The organism is Bradyrhizobium sp. ISRA430, from assembly GCF_029909975.1.
GTDB lineage: Bacteria > Pseudomonadota > Alphaproteobacteria > Rhizobiales > Xanthobacteraceae > Bradyrhizobium.
Map to the genome: position 1 here is coordinate 6,210,108 of NZ_CP094516.1, position 14,760 is coordinate 6,224,867.

Here is a 14,760-nt window from a genome sequence, read left to right on the forward strand (position 1 = left end):
GGGAACCCAACATGGGATGCGCGGGTTTGAGAGGCATGAGCCTGTCCGCAGGCACCATTGGAGGTCCCGAAACATGTTTGACCAAGTTTCCAGATTTGCCGGCCGCAAGGCCGTTCTCGCCACCGCGGCCGTGCTGGCCCTGACCACCGTCGCACCGACGGCGTCGTTCGCAGGCGGCCGCCACTGGCATGGCGGCGGCGGAGCGGCTGCCGCCGCGGCCATTGCCGGCATCGTCGGCACCGGCCTTGCGATCGCCGCGTCCCGCAACGCCTACGCTTATGACTACGGTCCGGCCTATTACGGCGGCGGTCCCGTCTATTATGGCGGCCCTGCCTACTACGGCCCCTATTACGGTCCGGGCCCGGACTATCAGGCGCAGCGCTACGGCGGCACTGCGCCGGCCGAGCTCTGCGGCCAGGGCTACTTCACCAACTGCTACTAACCTTGGCTACCAAAGGTTGACCACAACAGGCCGTCGCGCTTGCCGCGACGGCCTGTTTCTTAGGTTTTGCCATCGGACGTTAACGCGCTCGCCATTGGTTTGGAGTAGTTTCGAAGACATGAGTGATTCGCTTGAGCGGCTATATCTGGCTGTGCTCGCGGCCAGGGATCTTGATCCGGCAACATCGCGCACGGCCCGGCTGTTTCAGCGCGGGCCAACCAAGATGGCGAAGAAGCTGGCCGAGGAGGCCATCGAGGTCGTCATCGACGCGGTCCACGGCGATAGCGAGGCTGTGATCAGGGAAAGCGCCGATCTGCTCTACAATCTCACCGTGCTCTGGGCTTCAGCCGGCGTGCGTCCCGACGACGTCTGGCGCGAGATGGCCCGGCGCGAAGACATGCTCGGCATCGCCGAAAAGCTGCCGAAGTCGCCGATGAAGCTGCCCAAGGTCGCCTCACCGCGCGTCGCCGCCCGGCGGCCAATCGTCGCGCTCGAGGGCCGCGCCTCGCGCAAGCGCCACTAGAAGCGGCACAAACCGGACCAATCTTGTCATGGACAAATCCGTCCCATGGTGCTTCATCGCGGCGCCATGCTGAAACGTATCTACGACTGGTGCATCGACGCCGCCCACAAGCCCTACGCGCTCTGGATCATGGGCGCCGTGTCTTTTGCAGAGAGCTCATTCTTTCCGGTGCCGCCGGATGTGATGCTGATCCCGATGTCGCTGGCGCGCCCGCAGCGCGCCTGGGTCTATGCGGCAGTGTGCACCGCCACCTCGGTGCTCGGGGGCATCCTAGGCTACGCCATCGGCGCGCTGCTCTATGACTCGGTCGGACACTGGCTGATCCAGGTCTATGGCCTCGGCGACAAGGTCGACGCTTTTCGCGCTTCTTATGCCGAATGGGGCGCCGTGATCATCCTGCTCAAGGGGTTGACGCCGATCCCCTACAAGCTCGTCACGATCACATCGGGCTTTGCCGGCTACAATATCGGGCTGTTCATCCTGTGTTCGATCGTCGCGCGCGGCGGACGCTTCTTCGTCGCCGCCGTGCTGCTCAACCGCTATGGCGACTGGATCCGCATCAGGATCGAGCGGCATCTCGGCCTTTGGGTGGCGATCGGCGCCGCCGTGCTGGTGCTCGGCTTCGTGATCGCGATCAAGCTGGTCTAGCGCCTTGCGAGGCGCTTTGCTGCGGCGCCGGCTTCGGCTACGCTTGCACCATGATGGTTCGATCCGGCGACACGGTCGCTCGACTCCGGATGATTGTGACTGCGGGGCTGCTGCTCCTGCCTGGCACCGCCGGCCCCGGATGGGCCCAGTCACCCGCGCCGTCGCTCGGCCTTCGGGAGGCGGGACCCCAGGCGCCGCCGCAATCGACGCCTGCTCCGTCGGGGCCGCCGACGGGCGAGGAGAATCCGGGGTTGATCAACGAAATGGGCAAGCTGTTCGGCAGGCTGCCCTCGATCCTGCCGCTGAAAAGCTCGAGCGACACGATGGACGGCCTGTCGCGGCTGGCGAAGCCGTCGACCATCGTGTCGGGCCGCGTTGCCTGCCCGGCTTCGGCGAACGGCGCGCCCGATTGCAAGCAGGCCGCTGACCAGCTTTGCCAGGGCAAGGGCTACAGGGAAGGCAAGAGCCTGAACGCCGATTCCGCCGAGAAGTGCTCGGCCAAGGTCCTGATTCCGGGCAGGCAGCGCAAACCGGACGACTGCCGCACCGATACTTTCGTGACCAGCGCGCTGTGTCAGAACTAAAGGCGTGACGCCGCGCGTGAGCAACAAGGAGCGCCCATGAGCCGGACGGAGCAGGACTTCCTCGGACCGCGTGAGATCGCCGACGACATCTACTACGGCGTCCAGACCATCCGGGGGAAGGAGAACTTCCACATCACCGGCATTCCGATGAGCCAGGAGCCCTATTTCGTGAAGGCGCTCGGCTACGTCAAGAAGGCCGCGGCCATGGCCAACCGTGATCTCGGCGTGATCGACGGTAGGGTCGCCGATGCGATCATCGTCGGCTGCGACCGCGTCATCGCCGGCGACATGATGGACCAGTTCGTCACCGATTTCATCCAGGGCGGCGCCGGCACCTCCACCAACATGAACGCCAACGAGGTGATCGCCAATCTGGCCCTGGAATCGCTCGGCTTTGCGAAGGGCGACTACCAGCACGTCAGTCCCAACGACCACGTCAACTACGGCCAGTCGACCAACGACACCTATCCGACCGCCTTCCGCCTCGCGCTGATCCTGCGGCTCGAGAGCTATATGACGGCGTTGCGCCAGCTCCAGGAGGCCTTCTTCACCAAGGGCCGCGAGTTCGATCGTGTGCTCAAGATGGGGCGCACGCATTTGCAGGACGCCGTGCCGATGTCGTTAGGGGCCGAATTCCGCGGCTGGGGCACCACGATCGGCGAGGAGGTCGACCGCATTTCGGAAGCGCGCGCGCTGCTGCGCGAGATCAATCTCGGCGCCACCGCGATCGGCACGTCGGTCACCGCCGCACCCGGCTATCCCAAGCTTGCCGTGCGCCATTTGAGCGTGCTGACCGGCGTCGACTTCATGCTCGCGGGCGATCTCGTCGAGGCGACGTCGGACACCGGCGCCTATGTGCAATTGTCCGGCGTGCTCAAGCGCACCGCGAGCAAGCTCACCAAGATCTGCAACGACATCCGCCTGCTCGCCTCCGGCCCGCGCGCGGGCCTAAACGAGATCAACCTGCCGCAACTCCAGCCGGGCTCATCGATCATGCCGGGCAAGGTCAATCCGGTGATCCCCGAGGTCGTCAACCAGACGAGCTTCCTCGTCATCGGCCTCGACACCACGGTGACGCTTGCCGCCTCCGCCGGTCAGCTCCAGCTCAACGTGATGGAGCCGGTGATCTCATTTGCGCTGTTCTTCTCGATCCGCACCATGGAGCGCGCGGTCAACAGCCTGCGCGAGAACTGTGTGCTCGGCATCACCGCAAACGAGGAGCACACACGCAACATGGTGCTCAACTCGCTCGGCATCGTCACCGTGCTAAAACCGCTGCTCGGCTACAAGCAGTGCGCCGAGATCGCGCGCGAGGGCTACAAGAGCGGCAAGTCGCTGCACCAGATCGTGGTGGTCGAGCGCAAGCTGCTGACGCAGGACAAGTGGGACGAGATGTTCTCGTTCGAGCGGCTGATCAATCCCGATCTGATCGCGTGAACGTTCATGGCGCGATGGATTCCGGGTTCGCGCTCCGCGTGCCCCGGAATGACGAAGCGGGAATTGAAACGAACCCGCATCGCGAATTCCGCGCCTTGGAATTGCGGTAATGGCGTCCGCCGACGGCGTGAAAACGCAATACTTGACAGTGGAAAGATTGCCTTGTTGGTATGGCCGTCAAGCCTTCGATTTGTCCGGCAATAGAGGATCGTTTCGCTATGTCCATGCCTGCCTTGTTCAAAGGGCGCCTGTCGATCCCCGTGATCGGTTCGCCGCTCTTCATCATCTCGGTGCCCGATCTCGTGATCGCGCAGTGCAAGGCGGGCGTGGTCGGTTCGTTTCCGGCGCTGAACGCGCGTCCGGCGGAACTGCTCGACGAGTGGCTGGCGCGGATCACCGAAGAGCTCGCGGCCTATGACCGCGCCCATCCCGAGCAGCCCTCGGCGCCGTTCGCAGTCAACCAGATCGTGCACAAGTCGAACAACCGGCTCGATCACGACATGCAGCTCTGCGCCAAGTACAAGGTGCCGATGATCATCTCCTCGCTGGGCGCGCGCGAGGAGCTCAATCAGGCCGTGCATGGCTGGGGCGGCATCGTCTTCCACGACGTGATCAACCAGAAATTCGCGCACAAGGCGATCGAGAAGGGCGCCGATGGGCTGATCCTGGTCGCGGCCGGTGCCGGCGGCCATGCCGGCACGATCTCGCCGCTCGCCTTCGTCGCGGAAACGCGCAAGTGGTTTGACGGTCCGATCGCGCTGTCGGGCGCGATCGGCAACGGCAAGGCGATCCGTGCCGCGCGCATTCTCGGCGCCGACTTCGCCTATATCGGCTCCGCCTTCATCGCCACGCAGGAAGCCAATGCCGTCGAGCGCTATAAGGAGATGATCGCAGGATCGACGGCCGACGACATCGTCTATTCCAACCTCTTCACCGGCGTGCACGGCAATTATCTCAAGCCCTCGATCCTCGCCGCCGGCATGGATCCGGAAAACCTTCCGACCTCCGATCCCTCCAAGATGAACTTCGGCACCGACGCCTCCGGCGAGCGCGCCAAGCCGAAGGCCTGGAAGGAGATCTGGGGCTCGGGCCAGGGCATCGGCAGCATCGAAAAGGTCGTGCCCGCCGCCGAACTGATCGCGCGTTTCAAGAAGGAATATGACGAGGCGATCGATCCGCCGCTGTGATCAAAGCCGTCGTTCGGCATCTCTCATCCGTCGTCCCGGATAAGCGCAGCGTAGCGGAGCGCAGATCCGGGACCCATAATCACAGGACGTACTCTGGGTAATGGGTCCTGGCTTTCGCCAGGACGACGAGCTGTTTGGCCGGCTACTGCTCACGACAACAGAGAAATGAAACGATGACCGCCATCTACCGTGTCGACGGCTACAGCGTCGTCACCAGCCCGGATGCCGCCGGCCCGTGGGACCGGCGGATGCAGCACGGCTCGGCGCCGGCCTCGCTCGTGACCTGGGCGGCCGAACGCATCCCGACGCAGGTCGCGATGGACATCGCGCGCGTCACGATCGACCTGATGCGGCCGGTGCCGGTGGCGCCGCTCACCATTGCGACCGAGGTCTTGCGTGAAGGACGCAAGATCCAGCTCTGCGAAGTCAAGCTGCTGGCCGAAGGCGTGCAGGTCGTCGGCGCGACCGTGCTCAAGATCAAGCGGCAGGCGCTGACGCTGCCCGACGACGTCAAAGAGCTGCCGGTCGCGTTGCCGTCGCCGGAAGAGTCTCTCGCCGAGGATGGTCACGCCGCCACCAGCCCGTTCGTGCGATCGGTCTCGATGCGCGCCGCGCGCGGCCGCTTCGGCCAGGCCGGCGCCGGCGCGATCTGGTTTCGCGTCGACCATCCGCTGATCGAAGGCGAAGCGATCTCGCAGGCGATGCGCGCCGTGGTCGCCGCCGATTTCTCCAACGGCACCGCCTCGACGCTGGATTTCCGGGCCTGGACCTACATCAATGCGGATCTCACCGTCAGCTTTGCGCGACAGCCGGTCGGCGAATGGATTTTGCTCGACGGAGAGTCCTGGATCGGCGCGGACGGCGCCGGGCTTGCGATGTCGCGGCTCGCAGACAGGCAAGGATATTTTGGTCGCGCGGTGCAGAGTCTCGTGATTGAGAAACGATGAGCATGACCGGGGGCGCACCGCGGTTGCTCCCGAAGCCAGTTGAATGGCAGGCTTCCGCCGCCGCGGAAGGGATGCCCTGGTCGCGAACCTCTTCTTGTCCGGAGGTCTCTTGTTCGACGCCGGCGTCCTGCCTTTCAACTGCCGTAGACGATCTTGATCTCCCACAGCAGAACAATGATAGCCGTGATCAACGTGACCGCAGCCAACGCACTTTCCAAGGAAGCGACTCTCATTTGATACTCCGCTTCCCAGCCCCGTTAGCGGTCTAGTTGATTCGTTGATTCGCCTGCAATTGCGCGCGCATCGAGCTCGCTCACTCCGTGGCGCGTTGTTGTGCGGCGGCCACAACAACACCGTAAAATCCCGGACGCAAATACTGCTACGCACCAGCTTTTCGCGCGACGCGTGTGCTCCGAACCCGGCGTTGCAATCTGAACGATTACCCCACCATCCGGTCTCGCCCGCTCCAGAAGCTCGCGCGCAGCACCTTCTTGTCGATCTTGCCGACGCCGGTCATCGGCAACTGCTTGACGAATTGGATCTGCTTCGGCGCATGCGCCGGGCCCTTTCGGGATTTCACCAGGTTGATCAGCTCATCCGGGTTGGGCTGGGCTCCTTCGCGCGGCACGACGACGGCGGTGACAGCTTCGCCCCATTTCTCGTCGGGAATGCCGACGACCGCGACCATCGCTACGTCCGCATGTTGCGACAGCACGTCCTCGACTTCCCGCGGAAAGATGTTGAAGCCGCCGGAGACGATCATGTCCTTCTTGCGATCGAGGATGAACATGTAGCCGCGTTCGTCCTTGCGCGCGATGTCGCCGGTGTGCAGCCAGCCGCTCTTCAGGGTCTCGGCAGTGATGTCCGGCCGCTTCCAGTATTCCGCCATCACGTGCGGGGCGCGCACGCAGATCTCGCCGGCTTCGCCGGTCTTCACTTCCTGGTCGTTGTCGTCGAGAATCCTGACCTCGCAGGCCGCGATCGGGAAGCCGCAGGACAAAAACAGCTCCGGCGTCTTCGGATCATGGTCCGCTTTGCGCAGCACCGAAACCGGGTAGCATTCGGTCTGGCCGTAGAGCTGCGAGAACACCGGTCCGATCCGCTCGATGCCCTCGACCAGGCGGCTTGGTGACATCGCGGACGCGCCATAGAGCACGAGCTCCAGCGAGGAGAGGTCGGTGTTGTCGAGCGCGGGATGATCGAGCAGCACGTAGATCATCGTCGGTACGAACAGGGTGAAGTTGATGCGTTCGCGCGCGATCGTGGTCAGCACGGCCTCGGGATCAAAGCCCTTGAGCATGTGCACGGTGCCGCCACGCATCAGAGTCGGCAGCACTTTTGTGCCGGCGACATGGCTGATCGGGGCGACCGTGAGATAGCGTGCGCCGTCCGGGATTTCGAAGTCGGCAAGGATCGCGGCGGCGGCCCCGCCATTTTCGCGGTGATAGCGTAGCGCACCCTTGGATTTGCCTGTCGTGCCGCCGGTGTAGTTCAGTGTGGAGAGATCGTCAGGACCGGCAAGGCAGAGCGCGCTGGCATGGCCGGCCGCTTCAATAGCTTTCAGGAGATCGACGCCGTAATCCGCCGGGCCCATCGTGAAGACGGCTTTGAGCTGCGTTGCCTTCGCGGCCAGTTCGCCGCCGCGGTCGCGGAAAGCGGCGGCATCGACCACCAGCATCTCGGCTTCGGAATCCTCGAGCTGGAAGAGCTGGTCGTTCAGCGATCCCAGCGGATGCAGCCAGGTGATGCAAAGCCGCGACAATTGCGCGGCCACGCCGGCGCACCAGGTGTCGGCGCGGTTTGCAGTCAGGAAGGCAACACGGGCGCCGGGCTGAAGTCCGATCCGCATGAAGACGCCCTGGATACGGCCGATCAGATCGATCGCGCCCTGGTAGGTCAGCGACCCGCCGGGCCAGGCGAAGGCGGTGCGACCAGGATAGCGCGACAGTGCGCGTAGCGTCTGCGCGCAAGTCGGGGGCATTGCGTGGACCGGATCGGGCATATGTTTCCTCGTTGCTTTGTCATCGGCTCCTGAGCGTGCCAATGTTGCCGCAACGCTAGCACAGCGAATGCGGGATGGAATGGCGGAGCCCGCGCAAGGAGGCATGGGTGACGTCCGACCGGCTGCAACGCTTCCGCGATCGTCTCAGCCTGCCGCTGATCGCGGCGCCGATGTTTCTGGTGTCGGGCGTCGAGCTCATGGTCGCGGCCTGCCGCAACGGCGTGATCGGCAGTTTTCCAACCGTGAATTGCCGTAGCACGGAACAACTCGAGCAATGGCTGGACGAGATCGCAGCGCAGCTAGAGCTGCATGCGGATCAGACCGGCCGCAAGCCGGCGCCGCTCTGCCCGAACCTGATCGTGCATCGCTCCAATACGCGGCTGGAAGAAGATCTCGCCGCGCTGCTGCGACGCAGGCCGGAGATCGTCATCACCTCGGTCGGTTCGCCCGCGCCGGTGCTGAAGCCGCTGCATGATGCCGGCGCGCTGGTGCTGGCGGATGTCGCCTCGATCCGGCATGCCGAGCGCGCGGCTGAAGCCGGCGCCGACGGGCTCGTGCTGCTCACCGCGGGCGCCGGCGGCCAGACCGGCTGGCTCAACCCGTTCGCCTTCGTTCGCGCGGTGCGCGCGTTCTTTGACGGCATCATCGTGCTCGCGGGCGGCATCAGCGACGGCCGTGCGCTCCATGCCGCCGAAGTGCTCGGCTGCGATCTCGCCTATATGGGCACGAAGTTCATCGCCACGCGCGAGAGCATGGCGGATGACCGCTACAAGCAGATGCTGGTCACAAGCAGCGCCGACGACATTTTGCTCACCACCGCGTTCACCGGACTTCAAACCAACATGCTGAGGCCGTCGATCGTGGCTGCCGGTCTCGATCCGGACGACCTTCCGGCGCGCGGCGCGATCGACATCGGCAAGGACATCGACATCACCGCGCGCGAAAGCCGCCCGAAGCGCTGGCGCGACATCTGGAGCGGCGGACATTCGACATCCGGCGTGACCGACGTGCCGGGGGTCGACGATCTCGTCGCGCGTACGATTGCGGAATATCGCGGAACGGGCGGGGCGCAGCGCGGCGGGTGAGGGGGAGCTTCCGCGAATCCAACTTTCACCGTTTGTGTGGAGACAGCCCCTCACCCCGACCTTCTCAGCGCGAGCGAAGCTCGTCGCGGCTCCGCGAAGAGCGGGGAGAGGGAGAAGAAGCCGCACGGTTAATCCCGCACTCCTGCGGTTCGCCGCGCTTAACGGCAGATTAACCATCACCCGCCAAGAATCCTCTCAAGGGCGCCAATCAGGACCGAGAGGGACAGGCGATGGACTTCGATTTTCTCAACACCAAGACGTCGGCGTCGATGGATGAAATCCGCATCCGCGTGGCCCATGCGCTCGCCCGTCATCCGCTGTGCCGAAACGTGCGCTTCGATATCCTCAGCGTCCCCCGTACCCGCCGGGGCGGCAATTGGACGGTAACGCTGCAATCGGTCGAGCCGCGTGCCGTCTGGGAGGCCTCCGAGATCGTCGCCGACATCCAGGACGCCTATGACCTCGCGATAGCTGCCTGATTCATTGAATGTTCCGGCCAGTGTCGCCCCAGTCCCAGCGAATTCCGCCGTGACGGCACGGTTAGGCCTTATTTACCGCCCAGTTTCCGGGCAGTGATCACGTGGACTTGAAAGCCGGACGCGGAGAGACGTTTGTCCAAAGCCATCACCATCGTCGCGCTGACCTGCGTCCTCGTCCTCGGCGCCGCGGCCACCGCCATTCTCGGCCGCGACAGCGTGCCCAGCGTCAGCGCCGAGATGATCACGCAGGCCCCGCCGCCGAAGCCGGTCGCTGCCAACCGCGCCGCCAAAGCCGACCGCCTGATCCCGACGCTGGCGCTCGCCTCGGCTGCGATCGAGCCGGTGCAGACTCAAACTGAAATGCCTGCGCTGACCGAGCCGCTTCGCCAGGCCTTCGCGGCGGCGACGCCGTCCGACTTCGCGATGCCCAAGGAAATGTCCAAGGCCAGCGCGCCTGATGCGCCGGCGCATGCCGTCGAGGCTCCCGCCAAGCCGAAGGTGGCAAAGCCGCAGCCGCAGAAAGCCTATTCGCTGCTCTCTGACGTGCAGATCGCCGGCATCAGGGATCGGCTGAAGCTGTCCTCCTCGCAGGAATATTACTGGCCGTCGGTCGAAACCGCGCTGCGCAACGTCGCCCGCAAGATCCAGGCGAACAAGCTGTCGAATCCGAATGCGCCGGGCGTGCCGATCGATCCGAATTGCGATGAGATCGCGCAGTTGAAATCGGCCGCGATGCCGTTGCTGTTCCAGTTGCGCGACGACCAGAAAGAGGAAGTGCGCAAGCTCGCCCGCATCATCGGACTGGAAAAGGTCGCGCAGCAGATCTGACGCGAGTTCCCCCTCGGGACCGCGCTTCTGCCTTCAGGAACATCCGGTAATCCCCACGCGTTGCCCGCTCCAAAAGACGGAGTGGACCAATGCGCGCCTCGACAGCCTATTTCGTCGGTGCCGGAACAATCATTGCGGCGATCGCGATTGGTCTCGGCGGCGGCATCGTCGCCGGCAACATCATGAATCCGATCGCGCCCAAGCAGGGCCCTGACACCGCCACGGAGTGGCGCGCCGAATCCGCGGGCGCGGAGAGCGCGCGATCCGAACGCATCCAATATCTCGCCGGCTCGCAGGCTTTCGGCGCCACGATCGCCGCGCCGGCGCAGCCGCACGACGAAGCCAAATCTGAAGCGAAATCCGAAGCAAAGGCTGACGCGAAACCGCAAGCGCAGACCACTCAGGCCAAAGCTGAACCTCCGGCGCCGCCGCCACCGCCGCGGAATGCAACAGAAGAGTCGAAGCGGACAGCCGTACACAGCGTCAAACCTGCTGAGCAGCAGGCATCGACCGAGCCGGCATCCTCGCCCGAAAACGCCAATGCGAGGGCGAAGGATTCCGACGTGAAACGGGCGGCCTCCGAGCGGCGCCGCACCGAACGGCGCGAGCGCTGGGCCGAGCGCCGCCGCAACGAATTCCGCGATTCACGCGGCATGCGCGATCGCACCGACTGGGATGATGTTGCGCGCAACATCCGCGAAGATTCCGACGCCCGCGACTTCGCCGCGCGCCCCCGCGGCGGCTTCCCGCAGATCAGGCTGTTCGGGCCGGATGATGATGATTAGGGCGACAGGCCGACTGGTGGGCGATGGCGAGACCTACGTCGCAAACTCGCCTCGTCATTCCGGGATGCGTGCGTAGCACGCAGGCCTGGAATTTCATTCATTAGCTCGTAACGTGGCGAGAGGGATTCCGGGCTCGCGCCGTTGGCGCGCCCCGGAATGACGGTTACCTCAACCCCCGTGCGATTCCACCACCTTGCGGCAAGCGTCGGAGAGCTTTGCCTTGTTGTCGCGCAGGCAGGCGTTCATCTGCGGCGGCTTGCCGATATGTTCGGCGCAGAATTTGCTGGCGTCGCCACGACAGGCCATCTGCTCCTGCGGCGTGGGACCGGATTGCGCCGACGCGGGAAGGGCGGTCGCGGCGAGCAGCAGCGCGGCAAGAATCGAAGTCTTCATAAAGCACCTCTTTCTCGAATTGTCGTAGTCCGGTTTGAGATCAAGCGGCGCGACCTTTGCGCCCCGGCCGATGGCCGGTCCATGCCATGTTCATGGCATCGGGGGTGCCGGCCTTGCGCCGCAACGACCGCCGCACCCCATCTTCATGGCATGTATCGGCGCGCCGTCTTTTGCCATTGAGGCCGCACGTCGGCTGCGAGACCCGGTAATCGCATCGGGACGCCGAACGGGAAGCAGGAGAGCAAGATGTTGAAGAAGGCAGGAGCGTTGAGCGCCGGCTTGACCATCATGGCGCTGGCGGGTGCGGCGATGGTGTCGCTGGGCACGAGCCCCGCGCAGGCAGTGGTCTATTGCAAGACCGTCGGTGTGCCCAAGGGTTGCGTGGTGCGGCCGACCGCGGCCGTGGTGGTTGCACCGGCTGCGCCGGTTGCCGCGGCGGCGGTGGCGACGCCCGGCGTGGGTGCGCCCGGCGTCGGTGTGCGGGCTGGCACGCCGATGAACCGCGGCGGTCCCGTCAACCGCGTCGGTGTGCGCTGAGCTCTTTCGTCACCCTGCCCCATTCTTGTCCGCCGACGCTTTAGCGACTGCAGATGCGGGGAGAGGACGAACGTTTCGGGCAATGGGACGACTTGCGAACGCAACCCCCGTCCTCCGCAGGCAGAAATCCCGGTCCGATCCCTCTCTCCGTGCGTCCCACACGTTCGGAGAGGGGGCCTTTTCAGCCCGCGGCTGCGTCGCTGTCGGGAAAACGCTGCGGCAATTGCAGCCGAACGCGGGTGCCCGAGGAATCAGAGTTCAAATCGAGCACAGCGCCGCAGCGGGCGGCGCGGCTCTTCATGTTGCGCAGGCCCCGCGCCGTCTGGCGTGCGCCCGCCGCCTCGCCATTGTCGGCCAGCGCAAAGCCCTTGCCGTCATCCCCGACGCTGATCACTCCGTATGGCCCCCGGCCATCATCGAGCGTCTCGATGGTGACGGCGATGTGACGGGCGCCTGCATGCTTGACCGCGTTGGTGACGGCCTCGTCCAGAATCCGAACGATCTGGATGACGTGCCATGGCCGCAGCTCCGGATGCAGCGGCAGGCCCTGCGGTGTTGCCACGTGCCAGTCGAGCACGAGCTCGTGCGGCCGCAATTGTGTCGCCGCACGCTCGCGCCAGGAGCCGAGCGCGAGCATGAGGTCGCCGCCGATGTCGTCCATGGAATCGATGACGAGGCGAAGATCCTTCAGCGCGGCGCGTGCCGCATCCGTGATGGTCGCGCCTTCATGACCGCGCTCGGACAGCGCGACGATGCTGACGAGCTGGCCGCCGAGGCCATCATGCAGATCGCGCATCAGGCGCGTGCGCTCGTTGGCGAGCGCTGCGGCCCGCGCCCGCTCTTCCTCGCGGGCGAAGCTCGCCTTGAGCCGCTCCTCGGCCTCGCGCACCCTCGCGACGAGCTGGCCGGCAAAATTGTCGACCTGGTTCAGCGCGCGGGCGAAGCGCCAGGTCAGCCCTGCGCCGATCGCGACCAGCATCGCCGAATAGGACAGGCGCGAGACGAAGATGCGCTCGTTGGACACGATGTCGAACACCGACAGCATGTCGTGGACCCAGCAAGTCAGCACGATGGTCACTGCGCAGCCAATCGTGAAGCTCGCCGCGTCCTGCCGCCGGATCACTGCGGTCGCCGTCACGCAGGCCATTAGGAACAGACAGATGCCCACCGTCGGAATACCCAAGAACAGGAAGAGAATGCGCGGCAGCGGCGGCCCCGCAGTCAGCCCGACAACGAACACGATCAGCCCCGGCGCGAACAGGAGCGTGCCGTGACGCGGCCAGCGCCAGCCGAAGAACAGCACGCCGAAAACGACGATCAGGGCACTCTCGAGCGGCGCCGATGCCAGCAGCACTGGCGCGAGCCGGAACGAGGTGGCCGGAGGCACGGGCGCTGGCAGGAACGTCTGCACCACGCCGAGCACCATCGCGGCCGCCAGCACGCCATAGACCGGTTCGCGCCGGCGCATCAGCCACATGATCGCGAGAATGAGGGCGAGGATCGATTGCCAGGCGGAGAACACCACCTGCAGCGTGACGAACAGCAGAGTTCGCGTCTCAAAGGCCGGCCGCAAGGCCTCGTCCGGCCCGACATAGACGGTGTCGAGAAAGCCCTTCAGCGGCCCCCATATGAACAACCGCACGGCGATCTGGTTGGCTCCGTCGTGCAGCAGCGAGAACGGGATGACCGCAATCTGCGGCGTGTTGCGGTCGGGCCGGTTGGCGTTAGCGTCGCGCCGGGAGTCGAGTACGACGACACCGTTGATGGCGACTTCCACCGCATTGCTGAAGCGCGGCAGGAACACCGACCATCCCGATGCGGCATCGCCGTTTCGGAAGGTGAAGGTGCCGTTGTAGAGCGGCGGGTCGGCAAGCGAATAGCGCGAGGCGGTGAAATGCGGCAGCGTCACCGGGCGTGTCGTGCCGTCCTCCTGCAGCGAAAACTCGCTCACGGCAAAATCGTCGGGATCGCTCGGCTGGAGCAGCCGCAAGCCGAGGATGGTGGCGATCACGATCAGCGCCTGGAGCAGCAGGTAAGGCACGAGGCGCGAGGCCCGAAGCCGCAGCCGCGTGCGCGTGACCACTGCCTTCGCTGCAACCTCGCTCACAGCTTGATCAGGCCCTGCTGCACCGCCTCGAACACCGCTTCGCTACGCGTGTGCACCTCGAGCTTGCGATAGATGTTCTTGATGTGGCCGGGCACGGTCTGCCGCGACAGGCCGAGATGGCTCGCGATCTCGGCGTAACTGAAGCCCTTGGCGATCCCCCAGAGGATGTCGATCTCGCGCGGGGTGAGCTTTGCGGTGTTGAGCGCGGGACCCGGCGGCGGCTCGGCAGAGCCCTGCGCGGTACCTTGCGTTCTGCGCACGATGAAGCGCGCGATCGAGGCCGAGATCGGCGAATGTCCGGCGACGAGCTCGCGCACGGTGGTGGCAATGTCGGTCGGGAACGCATCCTTCAGGAGATAGCCGGTGGCGCCGACGGTGATCGCCGAGATCACGCTCTCCTCGTCTCCGAGGGCGGAGATCACCATGATCTCGGTGTCTGGAAACCGCTGCCGCGTCTCGCGGATCAGCTCGACGCCGTGGCCGTCGGGCAACCGCAAGTCGGTCAGCAGCACGCGCGGTGCGCCCTCGCCGAGTGCGCTGCGGGCTTCGCCCAGCGTGCCGGCGGTGCGCACCTCGTAGCCGGCCTTGACCAACGCGTCCTGGAGCCGCCAGCAGGTCGGCGCGTCGTCCTCGACGAGGAGGATGGTGATGGCCTCACCCGTCTCGCCCTGTTCGGTCATGATCATCGTCCCGCACCGCGTGTCCCCCGCGGGCCGAGCAATTTTAGCCTCGGCGCGGACCGCGCGACACCCATAATCATGGGGGCGGAAAAAACC

Annotated in this window: 16 protein-coding genes; 12 read left to right on the plus strand and 4 right to left on the minus strand. The window is 65.2% G+C overall.

Annotation, left to right across the window (positions count from 1 at the left end; translation table 11 throughout):
- Window positions 1-73: 73 nt before the first annotated feature.
- From MTX21_RS29460 to MTX21_RS29490, 7 genes are all read left to right on the plus strand, one after another.
- Window positions 74-442, plus strand: a complete 369-nt coding sequence (locus tag MTX21_RS29460; protein WP_280968131.1) for a hypothetical protein — start codon at window positions 74-76, stop codon at window positions 440-442.
- 118 nt (window positions 443-560) lie between these two features.
- A complete protein-coding gene (gene hisE / locus MTX21_RS29465) occupies window positions 561-965 on the plus strand; it encodes a phosphoribosyl-ATP diphosphatase (RefSeq protein ID WP_280968132.1) in 405 nt (134 codons plus the stop codon).
- A gap of 45 nt (window positions 966-1,010) precedes the next feature.
- The gene (locus MTX21_RS29470; protein WP_280968133.1) at window positions 1,011-1,613 is read left to right on the plus strand and encodes a YqaA family protein; all 603 of its coding nucleotides are present in this window, start codon (window positions 1,011-1,013) and stop codon (window positions 1,611-1,613) included.
- 50 nt (window positions 1,614-1,663) lie between these two features.
- Window positions 1,664-2,197: a hypothetical protein gene (locus MTX21_RS29475; protein ID WP_280968134.1), complete on the plus strand. Its 534-nt coding sequence runs from the start codon at window positions 1,664-1,666 to the stop codon at window positions 2,195-2,197.
- A gap of 36 nt (window positions 2,198-2,233) precedes the next feature.
- Window positions 2,234-3,634, plus strand: a complete 1,401-nt coding sequence (locus MTX21_RS29480) for an aspartate ammonia-lyase (RefSeq protein WP_280968135.1) — start codon at window positions 2,234-2,236, stop codon at window positions 3,632-3,634.
- Between the two features lie 218 nt (window positions 3,635-3,852).
- Complete coding sequence (locus MTX21_RS29485) at window positions 3,853-4,821, plus strand: nitronate monooxygenase family protein (RefSeq protein ID WP_280968136.1); 969 nt, start codon at window positions 3,853-3,855, stop codon at window positions 4,819-4,821.
- A gap of 173 nt (window positions 4,822-4,994) precedes the next feature.
- Window positions 4,995-5,768, plus strand: coding sequence for a thioesterase family protein (locus MTX21_RS29490; RefSeq protein WP_280968137.1), 774 nt, complete (start codon window positions 4,995-4,997; stop codon window positions 5,766-5,768).
- Window positions 5,769-6,207: 439 nt separating this feature from the next.
- On the opposite strand, the gene MTX21_RS29495 is transcribed toward MTX21_RS29490, so the two are convergent.
- A complete protein-coding gene (locus tag MTX21_RS29495) occupies window positions 6,208-7,770 on the minus strand; it encodes an AMP-binding protein (RefSeq protein WP_280968138.1) in 1,563 nt (520 codons plus the stop codon).
- A 107-nt stretch (window positions 7,771-7,877) separates the two neighbouring features.
- Between MTX21_RS29495 and MTX21_RS29500 the strand changes: the two genes are divergently transcribed.
- The 4 genes from MTX21_RS29500 (at window position 7,878) to MTX21_RS29515 (ending at window position 10,947) form a co-directional block, all read left to right on the plus strand.
- Complete coding sequence (locus MTX21_RS29500; protein ID WP_280968139.1) at window positions 7,878-8,855, plus strand: nitronate monooxygenase; 978 nt, start codon at window positions 7,878-7,880, stop codon at window positions 8,853-8,855.
- A 230-nt stretch (window positions 8,856-9,085) separates the two neighbouring features.
- A complete protein-coding gene (locus MTX21_RS29505; protein ID WP_280968140.1) occupies window positions 9,086-9,334 on the plus strand; it encodes a hypothetical protein in 249 nt (82 codons plus the stop codon).
- 132 nt (window positions 9,335-9,466) lie between these two features.
- Window positions 9,467-10,162, plus strand: coding sequence for a hypothetical protein (locus MTX21_RS29510; protein ID WP_280968141.1), 696 nt, complete (start codon window positions 9,467-9,469; stop codon window positions 10,160-10,162).
- Window positions 10,163-10,251: 89 nt separating this feature from the next.
- Window positions 10,252-10,947, plus strand: coding sequence for a hypothetical protein (locus MTX21_RS29515; protein ID WP_280968142.1), 696 nt, complete (start codon window positions 10,252-10,254; stop codon window positions 10,945-10,947).
- Window positions 10,948-11,115: 168 nt separating this feature from the next.
- Here MTX21_RS29515 and MTX21_RS29520 read toward each other — a convergent pair whose 3' ends face one another.
- Window positions 11,116-11,340: a hypothetical protein gene (locus tag MTX21_RS29520; RefSeq protein WP_280968143.1), complete on the minus strand. Its 225-nt coding sequence runs from the start codon at window positions 11,338-11,340 to the stop codon at window positions 11,116-11,118.
- Between the two features lie 246 nt (window positions 11,341-11,586).
- On the opposite strand from MTX21_RS29520, the gene MTX21_RS29525 reads away from it, so the two are divergent.
- On the plus strand, window positions 11,587-11,877 hold the full coding sequence (locus MTX21_RS29525) for a hypothetical protein (protein WP_280968144.1): 291 nt from the start codon (window positions 11,587-11,589) through the stop codon (window positions 11,875-11,877).
- A 181-nt stretch (window positions 11,878-12,058) separates the two neighbouring features.
- On the opposite strand, the gene MTX21_RS29530 is transcribed toward MTX21_RS29525, so the two are convergent.
- Both MTX21_RS29530 and MTX21_RS29535 read right to left on the minus strand, forming a co-directional pair.
- Window positions 12,059-13,984: an ATP-binding protein gene (locus MTX21_RS29530; protein WP_280968145.1), complete on the minus strand. Its 1,926-nt coding sequence runs from the start codon at window positions 13,982-13,984 to the stop codon at window positions 12,059-12,061.
- Window positions 13,981-14,664: a response regulator transcription factor gene (locus MTX21_RS29535; RefSeq protein ID WP_280968146.1), complete on the minus strand. Its 684-nt coding sequence runs from the start codon at window positions 14,662-14,664 to the stop codon at window positions 13,981-13,983. Before MTX21_RS29535 ends, MTX21_RS29530 begins: the two co-directional genes overlap by 4 nt.
- Window positions 14,665-14,760 lie beyond the last annotated feature (96 nt).

Excerpts from the sequence above, each read along its gene's own strand:
- MTX21_RS29460 (WP_280968131.1), top strand. The coding sequence starts at position 74 with ATGTTTGACCAAGTTTCCAGATTTGCCGGCCGCAAGGCCGTTCTCGCC.
- hisE (WP_280968132.1), top strand. The coding sequence starts at position 561 with ATGAGTGATTCGCTTGAGCGGCTATATCTGGCTGTGCTCGCGGCCAGG.
- MTX21_RS29470 (WP_280968133.1), top strand. The coding sequence starts at position 1,011 with ATGGTGCTTCATCGCGGCGCCATGCTGAAACGTATCTACGACTGGTGC.
- MTX21_RS29475 (WP_280968134.1), top strand. The coding sequence starts at position 1,664 with ATGATGGTTCGATCCGGCGACACGGTCGCTCGACTCCGGATGATTGTG.
- MTX21_RS29480 (WP_280968135.1), top strand. The coding sequence starts at position 2,234 with ATGAGCCGGACGGAGCAGGACTTCCTCGGACCGCGTGAGATCGCCGAC.
- MTX21_RS29485 (WP_280968136.1), top strand. The coding sequence starts at position 3,853 with ATGTCCATGCCTGCCTTGTTCAAAGGGCGCCTGTCGATCCCCGTGATC.
- MTX21_RS29490 (WP_280968137.1), top strand. The coding sequence starts at position 4,995 with ATGACCGCCATCTACCGTGTCGACGGCTACAGCGTCGTCACCAGCCCG.
- MTX21_RS29495 (WP_280968138.1), bottom strand. The coding sequence starts at position 7,770 with ATGCCCGATCCGGTCCACGCAATGCCCCCGACTTGCGCGCAGACGCTA.
- MTX21_RS29505 (WP_280968140.1), top strand. The coding sequence starts at position 9,086 with ATGGACTTCGATTTTCTCAACACCAAGACGTCGGCGTCGATGGATGAA.
- MTX21_RS29515 (WP_280968142.1), top strand. The coding sequence starts at position 10,252 with ATGCGCGCCTCGACAGCCTATTTCGTCGGTGCCGGAACAATCATTGCG.
- MTX21_RS29520 (WP_280968143.1), bottom strand. The coding sequence starts at position 11,340 with ATGAAGACTTCGATTCTTGCCGCGCTGCTGCTCGCCGCGACCGCCCTT.
- MTX21_RS29525 (WP_280968144.1), top strand. The coding sequence starts at position 11,587 with ATGTTGAAGAAGGCAGGAGCGTTGAGCGCCGGCTTGACCATCATGGCG.
- MTX21_RS29535 (WP_280968146.1), bottom strand. The coding sequence starts at position 14,664 with ATGACCGAACAGGGCGAGACGGGTGAGGCCATCACCATCCTCCTCGTC.